The organism is Mesorhizobium sp. YC-39, assembly GCF_025753795.1.
In the GTDB taxonomy this organism is placed as follows: domain Bacteria; phylum Pseudomonadota; class Alphaproteobacteria; order Rhizobiales; family Rhizobiaceae; genus Mesorhizobium.
The window spans coordinates 678,200-692,489 of sequence record NZ_JAOWPS010000003.1 but is presented as its reverse complement, the minus strand read 5'-3'; the positions used below and the strand labels follow the sequence as shown (position 1 = coordinate 692,489).

The following is a 14,290-nucleotide window of genomic DNA, read 5'->3' as shown; positions in this document are numbered from 1 at the left end:
GCGCCCCAGTAGCTATAGCCTGATTTTTGTATTACTCTTTTCGGTAGTAGATTGTGTACAATGGTCGATTGGATTAGTCGGTCATGGCCACTATCACAAAGAGGTACAAGCGCGACACCAATCGAAACTCGTTCATTTGTTGCTGGTCCGGGACACAAAAAAGGGACGCTCGTATCGGCTTAAGCCAAGAAGATTCCGGCTTGCGGGCCGGGTATTTTGCTGACATATTTATCTGTTTCTGGGTTTTACACTGTGGCAAGTGGGGCGCAAAGATGGCCAAGGAATCTTCGAATGCCGCTTCTTCAGCAAATAAAGCGGACGTAAATCTGATAAGTAACGCAGAGGGAAACGGGCTGAACTTCATGGGCGGCCAGGCTCGCGAGAGCGGGGCGTCCGGCGACGCTGTAGGTGTCGACAAGATACGTGATCTGCTGTTCGGCAACCAGATGCAGGACTATGACCGCCGCTTTTCCAAGCTTGAAGAACGGGTCTTGCAGCGCTTCAAGGATGTCGAATCCGAGGCCAAGCGCAATCTTGAAACGTACGAGTCAAATGCAAAGAAGCAGGTCGATTCGCTTGCGGGGCAATTGCGGAACGAAAAAGATGCACGAGCCGACGCCGACAAGGAGATTGACCGGAATCTTCGCGAGCAAAACCAGGCACTTGAAAAGCAGGTGCGCGCGTTGTCGGATCAATTGAGCGAGCTTGAGCGCGAAGTTGCGGACCGGATGAATCGAAACGATCATTTGCTGCGTGAGGAAATCAAGCAGAAGAATGAAAGCGTTCAGATGCTAATCGAGAAAATGTTTTCCGATCTCAGCAACGTCAAGACCGACCGAAATCTTTTGGCTGGCCTGTTTGTCGAGGTTGCAAAATGTCTAAATCAGGATCCCGTCGGCAGCAAAAACAACTCGGAACGTAGCTGGAAAGTGAGTTGATCGGAACTTGACGTCGACCGTCGACCCAATCAGCCTTCCTAAAAGAGCAGCTTCGAACGATACCGGGATTGATCGCGCTGCTCTGGCTAGTCTGTTGGTCGAAATTGCCCGGAATGTTGATCCGGACCATCGTGTGCGTGTCGACGGAGTTCCAACCGCCGATCCTCGCATGGAAACGCTGCGCCAGTTGCTGGTCGGCCGCGAAATTTCTGAGCTTTCACGAGTTGCGCACCTGCTCGACGAACCTGAGCAGCTTGCGGCCGCAGTGGGGGACGTTCTCCCCAGTGCAGCCGCACGTGCGGCTCATGCGCAACTCGGCGAGGCCCTTGCGCCAGCTGTCGAGAGGGCCGTGCAACGGTCCATCCAGAAGAGCCCCCGCACGCTAACGGATATATTGTATCCGGTGTTTCTGCCGGCTATTCGCAAGTCGATCGGCGAGAAGATCGACCAGACCTTTCAGTCGCTGAATGAATCTTTAAGACATATATTTACCTGGCGTGGACTTAAGTGGAGACTTGAAGCTTGGAGAACGGGCACAAGCTTTTCAGAAGTTGTCCTTAAGCATTCTCTTGTCTATCGTGTAGAGCACGTCTTTCTCATTAACCGCAATTCCGGGCTTTTGATTGCGCATGTAACTGCCGAAAACGCAACGAGCGAAGACCCTCAACTAATTTCTTCGATGCTTAGTGCGATTCAAGATTTTGTAAAGGACTCGTTCAACGAGAAAGAACAGAGCGGCCTGGACACTATCCGTTTCGGGGAGCTTCGTCTCTGGTCGGAAGTTGGCCCGTTTGCGACCTTGGTTGCGGTGATCCGCGGAAATCCGCCTGAGGAATTACATGAAATAATTCGCGATGTATTGCTTCGCATCCATGATGAATCCTCACAGGCTTTAGAGCAGTTTGACGGCGACAGTTCGCAATTGGCGGCCGTAGAGACGCAGTTACAGACCTGTGTTGAACTGAAGCAGGAGGATTCAAATCAGGGATTTCCGTGGCTGGTGGTAGCCGCAGTCCTGCTGGTTTTGGTTCCGGCAGGCGCTTGGTTCTTTCTTTCCTGGCAATCCGGGCAGCGCTGGCAGGCCTATCTGTCGCGACTGGGGACCCAGCCGGGCATCATCGTCGCCGAGCAAAAAATGCGCGATGGCCAGTTCTTTATTGCCGGCCTGAGAGACCCGCTTGCCGCCGACCCGCAGTCGCTATTGTCCGGAACGCAGGTCGATCCCGCTCGCGTTCATTCAGACTGGCAATTCTATCAGAGCCTTGAGCCGGAGTTCGTGTTGAAGCGGCTAACGGCGTCGCTGGCCCCGCCGGATTCAGTACGACTTTCGATCGTCGAGGATCGCATCGTTGCCGAGGGTGAGGCTCCCGACACCTGGATAGATCGGGCGCGGGCCGCCGCCCAACAACTTTCGGCAGGCGGACCGGCATTCGACATCTCCAAGGTTCGTGATGTCAGCCCCGAAGCACGCGCGGCGGAGCGCTGGCAGGCCTATGTGTCGCGACTGCAGACCCAGCCGGGCATCATCGTTGCCGAACAAAAAATGCGCGATGGCCAATTCTATATTACCGGCCTGAGAGACCCGCTTGCCGCCGACCCGCAAACTCTGCTGTCCGGAACGCAGGTCGATCCTGCCCGCGTTCATTCAGACTGGCAATTCTATCAGAGCCTTGAGCCGGAGTTCGTGTTGAAGCGGCTAACGGCATCGCTGACCCCGCCGGATTCAGTACGACTTTCGATCGTCAAGGATCGCATCGTTGCCGAGGGTGAGGCTCCAGACACCTGGATCAACCGGGCGCAGGCCGCCGCCCAACAACTTTCGGCAGGCGGACCGGCATTCGACATCTCCAAGGTTCGTGATGTGAGCCCCGAAGCACGCGCGGCGGAGCGCTGGCAGGCCTATGTGTCGCAACTGGGGACCCAGCCGGGCATCATCGTTGCCCAACAAAAGATGCGCGATGGCCAATTCTATATTACTGGCCTGAGAGACCCGCTTGCCGCCGACCCGCAGGCTCTGCTGTCCGGAACGCAGGTCGATCCTGCCCGCGTTCATTCAGACTGGCAATTCTATCAGAGCCTTGAGCCGGAGTTTGTGTTGAAGCGGCTAACGGCATCGCTGACCCCGCCGAAATCGGTTCGGCTTTCGATCGTCGAGGATCGCATCGTTGCCGAGGGTGAGGCTCCCGACACCTGGATAGATCGGGCGCGCGCAGCGGCCCGACAGCTTTCGGCAGGCGGACCGGAATTCGACATCTCCAGGGTTCGTGATGTGAGCCCCGAAGCACGCGCGGCGGAGCACTGGCAGCATTATGTGTCGCGACTTGAGGCCCAACCGGGAATCATCGTCGCCCAACAAACGGTGAGGAGCGGACATTTCTACATTTCCGGCCTGAGAGACCCGCTTGCCGCCGACCCGCAAGCTCTGCTGTCCGGAACGCAGGTTGATCCTGCCCGCGTTCATGCGCAATGGCAATTCTATCAGAGCCTTGATCCGAAGTTCGTGGTGAAGCGGCTGACGGCGTCGCTGACCCCGCCGAAATCGGTTCAGCTCTCGATCATCCAGGATCGCATCGTTGTCGTGGGTGAGGCTCCTGCCGCCTGGATCAACCGGGCGCGGGCCGCCGCTCAGCAGCTGTCCGAGGACGGAGTGACTCTGGATGTCTCACAGCTGCGTGAGCTGAGCCTTGCGGAACTCAACCATTTGAGAGAGGCCATCCAGGCGACCGCTATTTTCTTCTATTCCGGCAGGGTTGTGCCGGGACCTGAACAGACGCCGGTTCTCGACAGATTGGCGGATCAATTAAAGGAATTCGCCCAAAATGCCCGCAAGTCAGGCGTGACAGCGCGGTTCATGTTGACCGGCCATTCGGACGCCGTGGGCCGTGAGACGGCTAATGTGTCGATCAGTGCCGCCCGCGCCGAGACAGTTCGTGCGCTTCTCAACAAGCGCGGCGTCGCTCCGGAACTGCTGCAGGTTCGGGGCGCGGGCACCTTTGAGCCGGCGGTGCCTGAAAATAGTCGAACTGGGAGCTCCACCAATCGCCGGGTTTCGGTTACGGTGAACCTAGACTAGTGCGGAGCCCAGGACGTTGCAAAAAAAGATCTGCATGTTGGGCGGGTTCGCTGTCGGAAAGACGAGTCTGGTTCGCAGGTTTGTGCAAAGCATCTTTTCGGAAGCCTACTTGACCACGGTGGGAGTGAAAATCGACAAGAAGAGTGTCGCACTCCCAGACAAAACCGTAGATCTGATTTTGTGGGATTTGGCCGGCGAAGACGATATCGGCTCATTCCGCGTCAGCTATGTGCGAGGTGCGGCCGGGCTCGTGCTTGTCGTCGATGGAACCCGCGCCGCTACTCTTGCCGTGGCGCTCACGCTGCGCGAGCGGGCCGAGGCCGAATTCGGCGCCATGCCGTTTGTATTGCTGTTCAACAAATCCGATCTGGCCGATCAATGGGCAATATCGGATAGTGAGATTAACGAACTGAGGCAACTTGGATGGCAAATCTATCTAACAAGTGCGCTTTCGGGCGAATATGTTGATGATGCATTTCGTCAGCTTGCTTCGATGGTTACCAAATAGACCATGGGTGGATTGCCAAAAGAAGTCAGAAGCTGGATTTACAATTTCTTCTACAATGAGCACTCTGTCGCATATCTGAAAATTGACGACCAGCTTTGCGTAGCTGCGAAGGGCGGTAATGTTAAACATTACGGACTCTCATCACTTCGCATTGGTGAGCCTGTTGCCGAGCAGATTGAATTCATGGAAGGTTTGCTGCCTTGCCCTGAGCTTCCATATCATATGGCTATGGTCGAACTGCCCAGCGGGCGTGTCGCGGACCTTCATCTTTTTGCTGACAATGCCTGCGTGTGGCTGCTCTTTCTTGACGCCACTGCCGAACGCGACAATAGGCAGCGGCTTCAACAGAAGGCTTATGAAATGACGCTCCTGCAAGAGAGGGAGCGTCAACTCAACGAGAAATTGCAATCGACGAACGACGCGTTGAGGGAGAGCCAAGAGGGATTGTCGCGTGAATACCAGCGCGCCGAAAGCCTACTCCTCAACATTCTTCCGGCGTCGATCGCGGAGCGGTTAAAAGCGGACGAACAAATTGCAGACAACCACGCAGAAGTGAGTGTGCTTTTTGCCGACATCGTCGGCTTTACGGAAAGAGCGCGGAGCGTCGGAGCCGAGACGACGCTCGCTATTTTAAATTACTTCTTCAAGGCGGCGGATCTGCTCTCGGAACGATACGGCTGCGAAAAGATCAAGACAATCGGCGATTGTGTGATGGTGGTCGCTGGCCTGCCCGCCGCGCGATCCGATCATGCAGAAGCCCTTGCGCACTATGCACTTGAACTGCGGAAGGCGGTTAAGCTCGAACGCTTCGCGGGAGAACCGCTAAGACTCAGAATTGGAATTCACTCAGGACCAATCGTCGCGGGCGTCATAGGCAAGAGGCGGTTTGCCTATGACCTGTGGGGCGAGACCGTTAATCTCGCCGCCCGTATTCAAACGTCCGCGGAGCCCGATGAAATCCGTATTTCGGATGCAACTCACAAACTGCTTGGACCAGATTTTGCTTGCGACCCACTCGCGGAAACGGAATTGCGTGGCACAGGTCGTGTGCGAATGTGGCGGCTCCAGGCCTGATTTGCCGCTTGGCAGTGCCGACCCCGGAGCGCATCGCATCTCACGCTAGTCAAACATCATGGTTTCGAATGTTCGCAGAGGTGCGCGAAGCAGTCGACCACCGAGCGACCGCCAAAGGTCTATCCTGGGTCAACTCAGGACATCGGATCCTGAGATCTAACATCCGCTATCGTTCTTCCCTGTACCACAAGCGGACCTACTGCTTCCGGCCCTTTTCGGTCGTTCAATGAAACCCGTCACAAGGGCAGATCTTGCCGCGAAGCGGTCGTCTGGTCATGTCGGCTTTTGACCTTGCCTCCAAATGCGGCGCAAACGCCGGGCGCATCCTCATCGGCCATGTCACGGGGTCGATGACCAGGTCTCAGTGATCCTCGCGATGCAGTGTAGCGAGGATCAGCCCGAGCGCGTTGGGCAAAAAGTAGATCGTTCCTCCGAGCTGGTTCGAAAGTGGCATGGTCTTGGCTTCCCATGACAGGAAATAGTCGCCGGCGACGACCATGAAGCCGATGCCCCACACCAGGATTGCGCACAGGCAGCCCAGCATCATCCACGCTTTGCCATGAGCGAAATCGGTGCTGCTGCCGCCCAGTTTGCGCACCATGAGCACAAGCCCCACCAGTCCAAATACCCCTGCCAGCGTCTCGACGGCCATGATCCCGACGAGGGCCACAGGGGCAGCCCATGGCATGGTGATTGCACGCCACTGCTGCCACGGGTTTCCATAGGTGTTGGTCATTTCGATCATCGGCTTCACGGCATTCACCAGGGTGTCGTTGAAGTCGGTGGCGTCGTTCAACAGGCCGAGAAAACCCCATAGGGTGGGGAACAGTGCCATCACGATCAGCGCCAATCGTCCTACGCTGCGCGGATTGACAAGCCGCTCAGCAGCGGCTCCGGCGTATGAATTGTCTTGCATCGGAGTTCCCCCTCTTCTGAACCTTGCACTGTCGACCAATCGAAATTGGCTCGCACGGGGTGCACCGTGCCACTATGGCACGGACGCCGGGCGATTTCTCTCTGATGTTGGTTCTGACGGATCGCATGATGATCGTGGCATTGGTTCGTCGCTATATTTGCAAGCTGGCATTTGGCGTCCTATCGATGACGTATGGCTGCTGTCCGCCGTTTTCTGAGCTTGATAAGACCAGGGAAGCAAAATGAGCGATGTCGACCTCGATCTGACAGAGATCAACGCCATCCGCAACTTGCTGACGTCAAAGCCACGACCGGTGAGCTGGGACGAACGCCGGGCACGGCTCGACGAGGTTGGTTCGGTGTGGCCGATTGCCGACGATATCCGATGCGAGGATGTGGTTTTCGACGGCCTCGGGGGAGAGTGGTCACTGGCGCCCGGGAGTGACAGGGATAAGGTTCTGCTCTTTTTCCACGGTGGTGGCTACTGCTCCGGCTCGCTCAAAAGTCATCGTCGAATGGTGACCGAGGCAGGTCGAGCAATGGGAATGCGCACGCTTGCGATCGACTATCGACGCGCACCGGAACATCCTTTCCCTGCGCAGCATGAAGACGCGCTCACGGCATGGCACTTTCTGAGCCGACAAGGGATCGCGCCGGATCGTATCGTGGTTGGCGGAGACAGTGCGGGCGGCAACCTCACTTTGTGTCTGGTCAGCATATTGCGCGCGGCGGGCGAGCGGTTGCCGCGATGTCTTTGGCTGGTCTCGCCCTGGACGGACCTTTCGATGTCCGGTGCGACACTATCAACCAGGGACGCGATCGACCCTATCATCCACCGGGCGTATTTGGAGGAACTGGCGACAGCCTATGTCTCCCAGGGCGTTGGCCGGCGCGATCCCCTGATCTCGCCTTTGTTCGCAGATCTGAGCGGATTTCCCCCAATGCTGATACAAGTCGGTTCGGCCGAGACGCTGTTGTCGGATGCAACGCGGCTCGCGGAAGCCGCCGGCGCGGCTGACGTCAAAGTACGTCTCGAAATTTGGCCGCATATGATTCACGCCTGGCCGGTTTGGAATGCGGGATTGAGTGCCGGTCGCCGCGCTCTTCACAACGCGGGCACGTTTGTCCGCGAATATTTATAACCCTTGGGTGAGCAGCTAGGGATACGGCTATTGCCAAATTCCAACAGCAGCCGAGACATTCCAGGCTGGAAAGCGAGACGGCAGCAGCTGGCGCATTCCAGACGTCCTGATCCGGGATCGTGGCGCGCCATGCCGTTGGCTGCCATGCGGAACAGTCCGGCCATCGCCGCCGATGTTACGGATATTAAGTCAAATTTTACCGAACTGGCGCCATGGCTTCTGTGAAGGCTGGTTGTGTCGGCCGACGTATTCGACGTATGGAGTAACGATGCGTTCTGTCCGAGCGATCCCGGTGGTTCTGGCCGCCTTCATACTTGGGGCCGCTGGTGTCGCCGAAGCCGGCGAGGGCGCTTTCGGCTGGCTTCATGGCGATTGGTATCTGACCGTCGGCGCCACGGGCCTGGTCGCCCCGGATTTCGAAGGCAGCAAGAGCTATATGCTTGCCGCCCAGCCGATCATCTCGCTCGGCAAGGCTGGCCCCCAGGCCCGCTTCACCTCGCGCAACGACAACATCTCGCTGGCGCTGATCGACGATGGCGGTGTTCGCGCCGGCTTGACCGGCAAGCTCCTGTTTTCGCGCGATGGCGGCGATGCCGATGAACTGAAAGGGCTCGACCCGGTACGCTGGGGCGGCGAAGCCGGCGGCTTCTTCGAATTCTATCCGCTGGACTGGCTGCGCGCTCGCGCCGAGTTGCGGCACGGCATCCGCGCCCATAACGGCTTTGTCGCCGACATCGCCGCCGACGCCTTTTACGATGTAACGCCGGAAGTCAGGATTTCGGGCGGGCCGCGCGTTTCGTTCGCCTCATCGGATTATTTCGACGCCTATTACGGTGTCAACGCCGAGGAGGCCGTGGCTTCCGGCCTCAGCGAATACCATCCGGGCGGCGGCGTGAAGTCGGCGGGCCTTGGCGGCGCAGTGACCTGGAAGGTGACCGAGCCGATGACGGCCAGCCTGTTCGGCGAATATTCGCGCCTGATGGGTCCGGCGGCCGATTCCAGCCTGGTCAAGGAGCGCGGCGACCGCAATCAGTTCACGATCGGCGTCTCGACCACTTATCGCTTCGACTTTTCGATGTGAACTCTATCCCAGCAATCGGGTATCGACCGGATGCGTCGTGACGCCAACAATACGGATGCCGTCGCGGGCCAGCAGATCCGGGTTAAGGAGATAGTTCCTTGTGAAAGGGACGATTGCACAAGGGACTTCCATGACCGCGTGAGTGGCAGCCGTGACAAAGCCGCTGCCGAGCTGCCGCGTCATGGCCAGATCTTCCTTCCAGTCATCGGGCAAACCGGGAGACATGATGGCAACGCCATCCGGCACGTCGATCTCCAGCAACTGGTAGGTCTCGGGCATGTCTTCCGCATCGACATGGACCAGAATCTCGAGAAGCGCGGTGGCCGGGTGATCGGCGCAGTAGACAATTGGTATTCCCATGACATGCCAACGACCGCCGCTGACCAAACCGCCGACACCCAGCAGGTCGGCGTAGCCGGAAATGCGCCAAAGCCGCATATGTCAGGCGAAGATGCCATGGTCGATGCGATGCAGCTCTTCTTCCACCAGCGCTGCACCCGTTTCTGACTGCAAGAGGTTGATCGGTGTCTCGTTAAGCACCCTGCTGTGCTTGCGCAGCCAACGCTGCGCCTTTTCGTGATTACCGAAAACCCGGTCCGCCATCGCCGAAATCCGTTCAAGCCGCATGACGCGGTCGGACTCGGCGATCGTCAGTGTCTCGTTTCGCTCCCTGCGGCGCGCCAATGTCCGTCGCGGGGCGACGATCTTATAGATTTCGTCATTGCTGAAGCCACGCTGGCGAAGTCCTTCGACCCTGGTGACATGGACGAGAAATCGTTCCGTTGCGGTGTCCGAAATGGCGGCGCCGATACGCTCTGCCTTTGGACTTGGATTCGGCTGAACCTTGATGTGCAAGCTGGACATGTCTTGGCTCTCTTGCCATTTGCCCAAAGATATAGGCGCAATTGGCACATGATGCAAGGAAGCGGGTGCCAGCGAGTTCGGGCTTTCCAACGGGGCCGGCCTCGTCTAAAAGCCCGATTATGACGTACTTTGTCGGCGCTTTGGCGATTGCGATACGAATTACCGGCCCGGGGTTCCGGGCGGCCTGAGCGCCGCCGGAACCGCCGGGAATCTTGCGCGTGCCCTCTCGCGCTTTTTCCAGATCATGATAGTTCAACGCCCGAGCTCCTTTGCCGCCGGGCAATGCAGATGGCAGACCAATGACCGACATCCCGATGACCGATACTGTTGAAACGATCGACTATTCCAAGACGCTTTACCTGCCGCAGACGGATTTCCCGATGCGCGCAGGCTTGCCCGAGAAGGAACCGCTGCTGGTCAAGCGCTGGCAGGATATGGACCTCTATCGCAAGCTGCGCGAAACTGCGGCCGGCCGCACCAAATACGTGCTGCATGACGGCCCGCCCTATGCCAACGGCAACATCCATATCGGCCATGCGCTGAACAAGATACTCAAGGACGTCATCACCCGCTCGTTCCAGATGCGCGGTTACGATTCGAATTACGTACCCGGCTGGGACTGCCATGGCCTGCCGATCGAATGGAAGATCGAGGAGCAGTATCGCGCCAAGGGCAAGAACAAGGACGAGGTGCCGGTCAACGAGTTCCGCAAGGAATGCCGGGAATTCGCCGCGCACTGGATCAAGGTGCAGGGAGGCGAGTTCCAGCGGCTGGGCGTCGTCGGCGACTTCGACAATCCCTATACGACCATGGCCTTCCACGCCGAGGCGCGCATCGCCGGCGAGCTGTTGAAGTTCGCCTTGTCGGGTCAGCTTTACCGTGGTTCCAAGCCTGTCATGTGGAGCGTGGTCGAGCGCACCGCGCTGGCCGAGGCCGAGGTCGAGTACCAGGATTATGAGAGCGACACGATCTGGGCGAAGTTTCCCGTCGTCAGCCTCGCGCGGCCTATCATCACCGCCGAAGACGGGCAGCCGGCAACGCTGACCGAGACCGCGCTCGACTTGCTCGAGGCCCATGTCGTCATCTGGACGACGACGCCCTGGACCATCCCCGGCAACCGCGCCGTCAACTATTCGCCACGCGTCGCTTATGGCCTCTACGAGGTGACGGCGACCGAGAACGCCTTCGGCCCGCAGCCTGGCGAAAAGCTGATCTTCGCCGACGCGCTGGCCGAGGATGCCGCCGCCAAGGCAAAAGTCACCTTGAATCGTCTTCATAGCGTTTCGGCCGAACAGCTTGGAAGCCTTACGCTTTCGCATCCCTTCAAGGGGTTGAACGGTGGCTACGAATTCCCTGTACCGATGCTCGCCGGCGACCATGTCACCGACGATGCCGGCACCGGCTTCGTTCACACCTCGCCAAGCCATGGCCGTGAGGATTTCGATGCCTGGACGGATGCCGTATCGGATCTGCAGGCGCGCGGCATCGACACGGCGATCCCGTTCCCCGTCGACGATGCCGGCTTCTTCACCAAGGACGCGCCGGGCTTTGGTCCGGATCGCGAGGGTGGGCCGGCGCGCGTCATCGACGACAACGGCAAGAAAGGCAACGCCAACCAGGCGGTCATCGACGAGCTGATCAAGCGCAACGCGCTGTTCGCGCGTGGCCGGCTGAAGCACAGCTATCCGCATTCCTGGCGCTCGAAGAAGCCGATCATCTTCCGCAACACGCCGCAATGGTTCGTTTATATGGACAAGGATCTCGGCGATGGTACGACGCTGCGCAGCCGCGCGCTGAAGGCCATCGACGACACCCGTTTCGTGCCAGCGGCGGGCCAGAACCGCATCCGCGCCATGATCGAGGAGCGCCCAGACTGGGTGCTGTCGCGCCAGCGCGCCTGGGGCGTGCCGATCGCCGTCTTCGCCGACGAGGACGGCAATGTGCTGAAGGACGAAGCGGTCAACCAGCGCATCATGGACGCCTTCGAGAAGGAGGGCGCCGACGCCTGGTTTGCCGCCGGCGCCAAGGAGCGTTTCCTTGGCAACCACGATGGCTCGAAATGGCATCAGGTGATGGACATCCTCGACGTCTGGTTCGATTCCGGCTCGAGCCATGTCTTCACGCTCGAGGATCGCCCGGACCTGAAATGGCCGGCCGACCTTTACCTCGAAGGCTCTGACCAGCATCGCGGCTGGTTCCACTCCTCGCTGCTCGAAAGCTGCGGCACCAGGGGCAGGGCGCCTTACGACACCGTCGTCACCCATGGCTTCACCATGGACGAGGAAGGGCGCAAAATGTCTAAGTCGCTCGGCAACACCGTCGTGCCGCAGGACGTCATCAAGCAGTCGGGCGCCGACATCCTGCGGCTGTGGGTGGTGACGACCGATTATTGGGAAGATCAGCGGCTCGGCAAGAACGTGCTGCAGACCAACATCGACGCCTACCGCAAACTCAGGAATACCATCCGCTGGATGCTGGGCACGCTCGCCCATGACGATGGTGAAGAGGTGCCGCTGGACAAGATGCCGGAGCTGGAGCGGCTGATGCTGCACCGGCTGGCCGAGCTCGACGAGGTGGTGCGCCAAGGCTACGACGCCTTCGAGTTCAAGCGCATCACCCGTGCCCTGCTCGACTTCATGGTGGTCGAGCTGTCGGCCTTCTATTTCGACATCCGCAAGGACGCGCTTTACTGCGACGCGCCGTCCAGCGTGAAGCGCAAGGCTTCCGTGCAGGTGGTGCGCCACCTCTTCGACTGCCTGGTGAAATGGCTGGCGCCGATGCTGCCCTTCACCATGGAAGAAGCCTGGCTCGACCGCCATCCCGACGCTGTCTCGCTGCATCTCGACCAGTTTCCGCAGATCCCGGCGGACTGGAAGAACGAGGCGCTGGCGGAGAAATGGCGCAAGGTACGGCAGGTCCGCCGTGTCGTTACCGGCGCACTCGAGATCGCGCGCGCCCAGAAGGTCATCGGTTCCTCGCTGGAAGCCGTGCCGGTCGTCACTCTCGACGATGCGGCACTGGAAGCAGCGATTTCAGATGTCGATATGGCCGAGATGGCGATCACCAGCGACCTGGTCATTGTCCATGGCCAGGCGCCGGCAGAGGCCTTTACGCTGGACGACGTCAAGGGCGTTGCCGTGGTGGTCGAGAAGGCCGAGGCGAGGGGGCTGGTCAAATGCGCGCGCTCCTGGCGCTATACCGCCGATGTCGGCAGCGACGCGGAGTTCCCCGATGTTTCGGCACGGGATGCCGCGGTTTTGCACGAGTTGAAGTCGCTTGGTCGTATATAAGCCGGTGCAAAAGTGCCACGGCGGGCGGCTGATCAGCCCCCGCGCGTTGCCCTTAACGGGTGGTTGAGGTAAACACGCGAAACTCCGGCCGACAAATTGTCGCCGGATTTCCGTCGCAAGTGCATGGACGATGGGGACCGGACCTTTGGCCGGTGGCGATCGAGAGGCTGTCTAGAGTGGGACTTTTTGGCATGACCGAAAGAACTTGCGTGCGCATTGCGCTGCTGGCGCCGCTTGTCGTGTCGGGCTTCGCCCTCTCCGGCTGCATGGGCTCACCGACCTACGGAACGGACAAGAGCGCTGGCGCGCAGCTTGCCGGCGATCTGACCAGCGCCTTTTCAATCTCTCCCCAGCGCAAGGAACGGATCGACTACAAGCCGCGTCCTGAACTGGTGAAGCCGGCGCCGGGGCAGAAGGAAAACCTGCCGCCGCCCCAGGAAAGCATCGAGACGGCGAGCGCCGACTGGCCCGAATCGCCCGAGCAGCGCCGCGCCCGCCTGCGCGCCGATGCCACCGCCCATCAGGACGACCCGTCCTACCAGTCGCAGATCGTCGATGACGTGCAGACCGATCCGGCCTCGGTGAAGAAGGCGATGGCGGACTCGGCCTCCAGCCACCCGCCGGCCTGGTCACCGGCGGATTCGGACAAGGGCCGCGCCGACGAGATCAAGCGCCGCCTTGTCGAAAGCAAGCAGGGCGATCCGACCACCCGCAAATATCTCAGCGAACCGCCGGTGCAGTATCGCGTTGCCGCCGGCACCGCGCCGCAAGACGACCTCGGCGAAGACGAGTACAAGAAGGAACGTCGCCTCAAGAAGGAGGCGGCCGCCAAGAGCAAGAGCGGCAGCGGCTGGTTCGACTGGATGCCGTCCTGGTAAGTACCGCGGACACTTCGTTGCGTTGATGGCGCCGACCCGTTCAGGGTTCGCGCCGCTCCCGGAAAAAATCCTTCAGCAGCAAGGCTGCTTCGCTTTCCGCCAGGCCCGGATAAATGTCGGGCACATGGTGGCAGGTGGGTGATGCAAAGAAGCGCACGCCATTGACCACCGCGCCGCCTTTTTCGTCGGCGGCGCCGAAATAGAGCCGGCGCAGCCTGGCGAAGGAAATGGCGCCGGCGCACATCGCGCAAGGCTCCAGCGTGACATAGAGATCATGTCCGGTAAGCCGCTCGCTGGAGAGCTTCCGGCAGGCTTCGCGGATCGCCAGCATTTCGGCGTGCGCCGTGGGATCGGCAAGCTCGCGGGTGCGGTTGCCGGCGCTGGCGACGACTGTGCCGCCACTGGCGACCACCGCGCCGACCGGCACTTCGCCGCGCAGGGCGGCGGCCTCGGCCTCCTCAAGCGCCAGTGCCATGAAATCCGGCCGCTTCACGCGGTTTCCATTCCGATTATCTCCTCGCTACTCA

At 59.7% G+C, this 14,290-nt stretch carries 12 protein-coding genes; 8 read left to right on the top strand and 4 right to left on the bottom strand.

Annotated features, from left to right (window positions below):
- The first annotated feature begins 83 nt into the window (after positions 1-83).
- From OHD62_RS20155 to OHD62_RS20140, 4 genes are all read left to right on the top strand, one after another.
- Positions 84-938 (top strand): hypothetical protein, encoded by an 855-nt coding sequence (locus OHD62_RS20155; protein ID WP_263785293.1) that lies wholly within the window; start codon positions 84-86, stop codon positions 936-938.
- A 169-nt stretch (positions 939-1,107) separates the two neighbouring features.
- A complete protein-coding gene (locus tag OHD62_RS20150) occupies positions 1,108-4,011 on the top strand; it encodes an OmpA family protein (RefSeq protein WP_263785290.1) in 2,904 nt (967 codons plus the stop codon).
- A gap of 16 nt (positions 4,012-4,027) precedes the next feature.
- On the top strand, positions 4,028-4,519 hold the full coding sequence (locus tag OHD62_RS20145) for a Rab family GTPase (protein WP_263785288.1): 492 nt from the start codon (positions 4,028-4,030) through the stop codon (positions 4,517-4,519).
- A 3-nt stretch (positions 4,520-4,522) separates the two neighbouring features.
- On the top strand, positions 4,523-5,593 hold the full coding sequence (locus tag OHD62_RS20140; RefSeq protein WP_263785286.1) for an adenylate/guanylate cyclase domain-containing protein: 1,071 nt from the start codon (positions 4,523-4,525) through the stop codon (positions 5,591-5,593).
- A 361-nt stretch (positions 5,594-5,954) separates the two neighbouring features.
- Here the strand turns inward: OHD62_RS20140 and OHD62_RS20135 are convergent, their stop codons facing one another.
- The gene (locus OHD62_RS20135) at positions 5,955-6,443 is read right to left on the bottom strand and encodes a DUF2165 domain-containing protein (protein WP_263785284.1); all 489 of its coding nucleotides are present in this window, start codon (positions 6,441-6,443) and stop codon (positions 5,955-5,957) included.
- Between the two features lie 307 nt (positions 6,444-6,750).
- Between OHD62_RS20135 and OHD62_RS20130 the strand changes: the two genes are divergently transcribed.
- Together OHD62_RS20130 and OHD62_RS20125 are read left to right on the top strand one after the other, a co-directional pair.
- Positions 6,751-7,650, top strand: a complete 900-nt coding sequence (locus tag OHD62_RS20130; protein WP_263785282.1) for an alpha/beta hydrolase — start codon at positions 6,751-6,753, stop codon at positions 7,648-7,650.
- A 268-nt stretch (positions 7,651-7,918) separates the two neighbouring features.
- A complete protein-coding gene (locus tag OHD62_RS20125; RefSeq protein WP_263785280.1) occupies positions 7,919-8,731 on the top strand; it encodes a MipA/OmpV family protein in 813 nt (270 codons plus the stop codon).
- Between the two features lie 3 nt (positions 8,732-8,734).
- On the opposite strand, the gene OHD62_RS20120 is transcribed toward OHD62_RS20125, so the two are convergent.
- Together OHD62_RS20120 and OHD62_RS20115 are read right to left on the bottom strand one after the other, a co-directional pair.
- A complete protein-coding gene (locus OHD62_RS20120) occupies positions 8,735-9,169 on the bottom strand; it encodes an RES family NAD+ phosphorylase (RefSeq protein WP_263785278.1) in 435 nt (144 codons plus the stop codon).
- A gap of 3 nt (positions 9,170-9,172) precedes the next feature.
- A complete protein-coding gene (locus tag OHD62_RS20115) occupies positions 9,173-9,595 on the bottom strand; it encodes an MbcA/ParS/Xre antitoxin family protein (RefSeq protein ID WP_263785276.1) in 423 nt (140 codons plus the stop codon).
- Between the two features lie 299 nt (positions 9,596-9,894).
- Between OHD62_RS20115 and ileS the strand changes: the two genes are divergently transcribed.
- The gene (gene ileS / locus OHD62_RS20110) at positions 9,895-12,885 is read left to right on the top strand and encodes an isoleucine--tRNA ligase (protein ID WP_412177396.1); all 2,991 of its coding nucleotides are present in this window, start codon (positions 9,895-9,897) and stop codon (positions 12,883-12,885) included.
- Between the two features lie 191 nt (positions 12,886-13,076).
- Positions 13,077-13,763, top strand: coding sequence for a hypothetical protein (locus OHD62_RS20105; protein ID WP_263785273.1), 687 nt, complete (start codon positions 13,077-13,079; stop codon positions 13,761-13,763).
- 40 nt (positions 13,764-13,803) lie between these two features.
- On the opposite strand, the gene OHD62_RS20100 is transcribed toward OHD62_RS20105, so the two are convergent.
- On the bottom strand, positions 13,804-14,256 hold the full coding sequence (locus tag OHD62_RS20100) for a nucleoside deaminase (RefSeq protein ID WP_263785271.1): 453 nt from the start codon (positions 14,254-14,256) through the stop codon (positions 13,804-13,806).
- Positions 14,257-14,290: the final 34 nt, after the last annotated feature.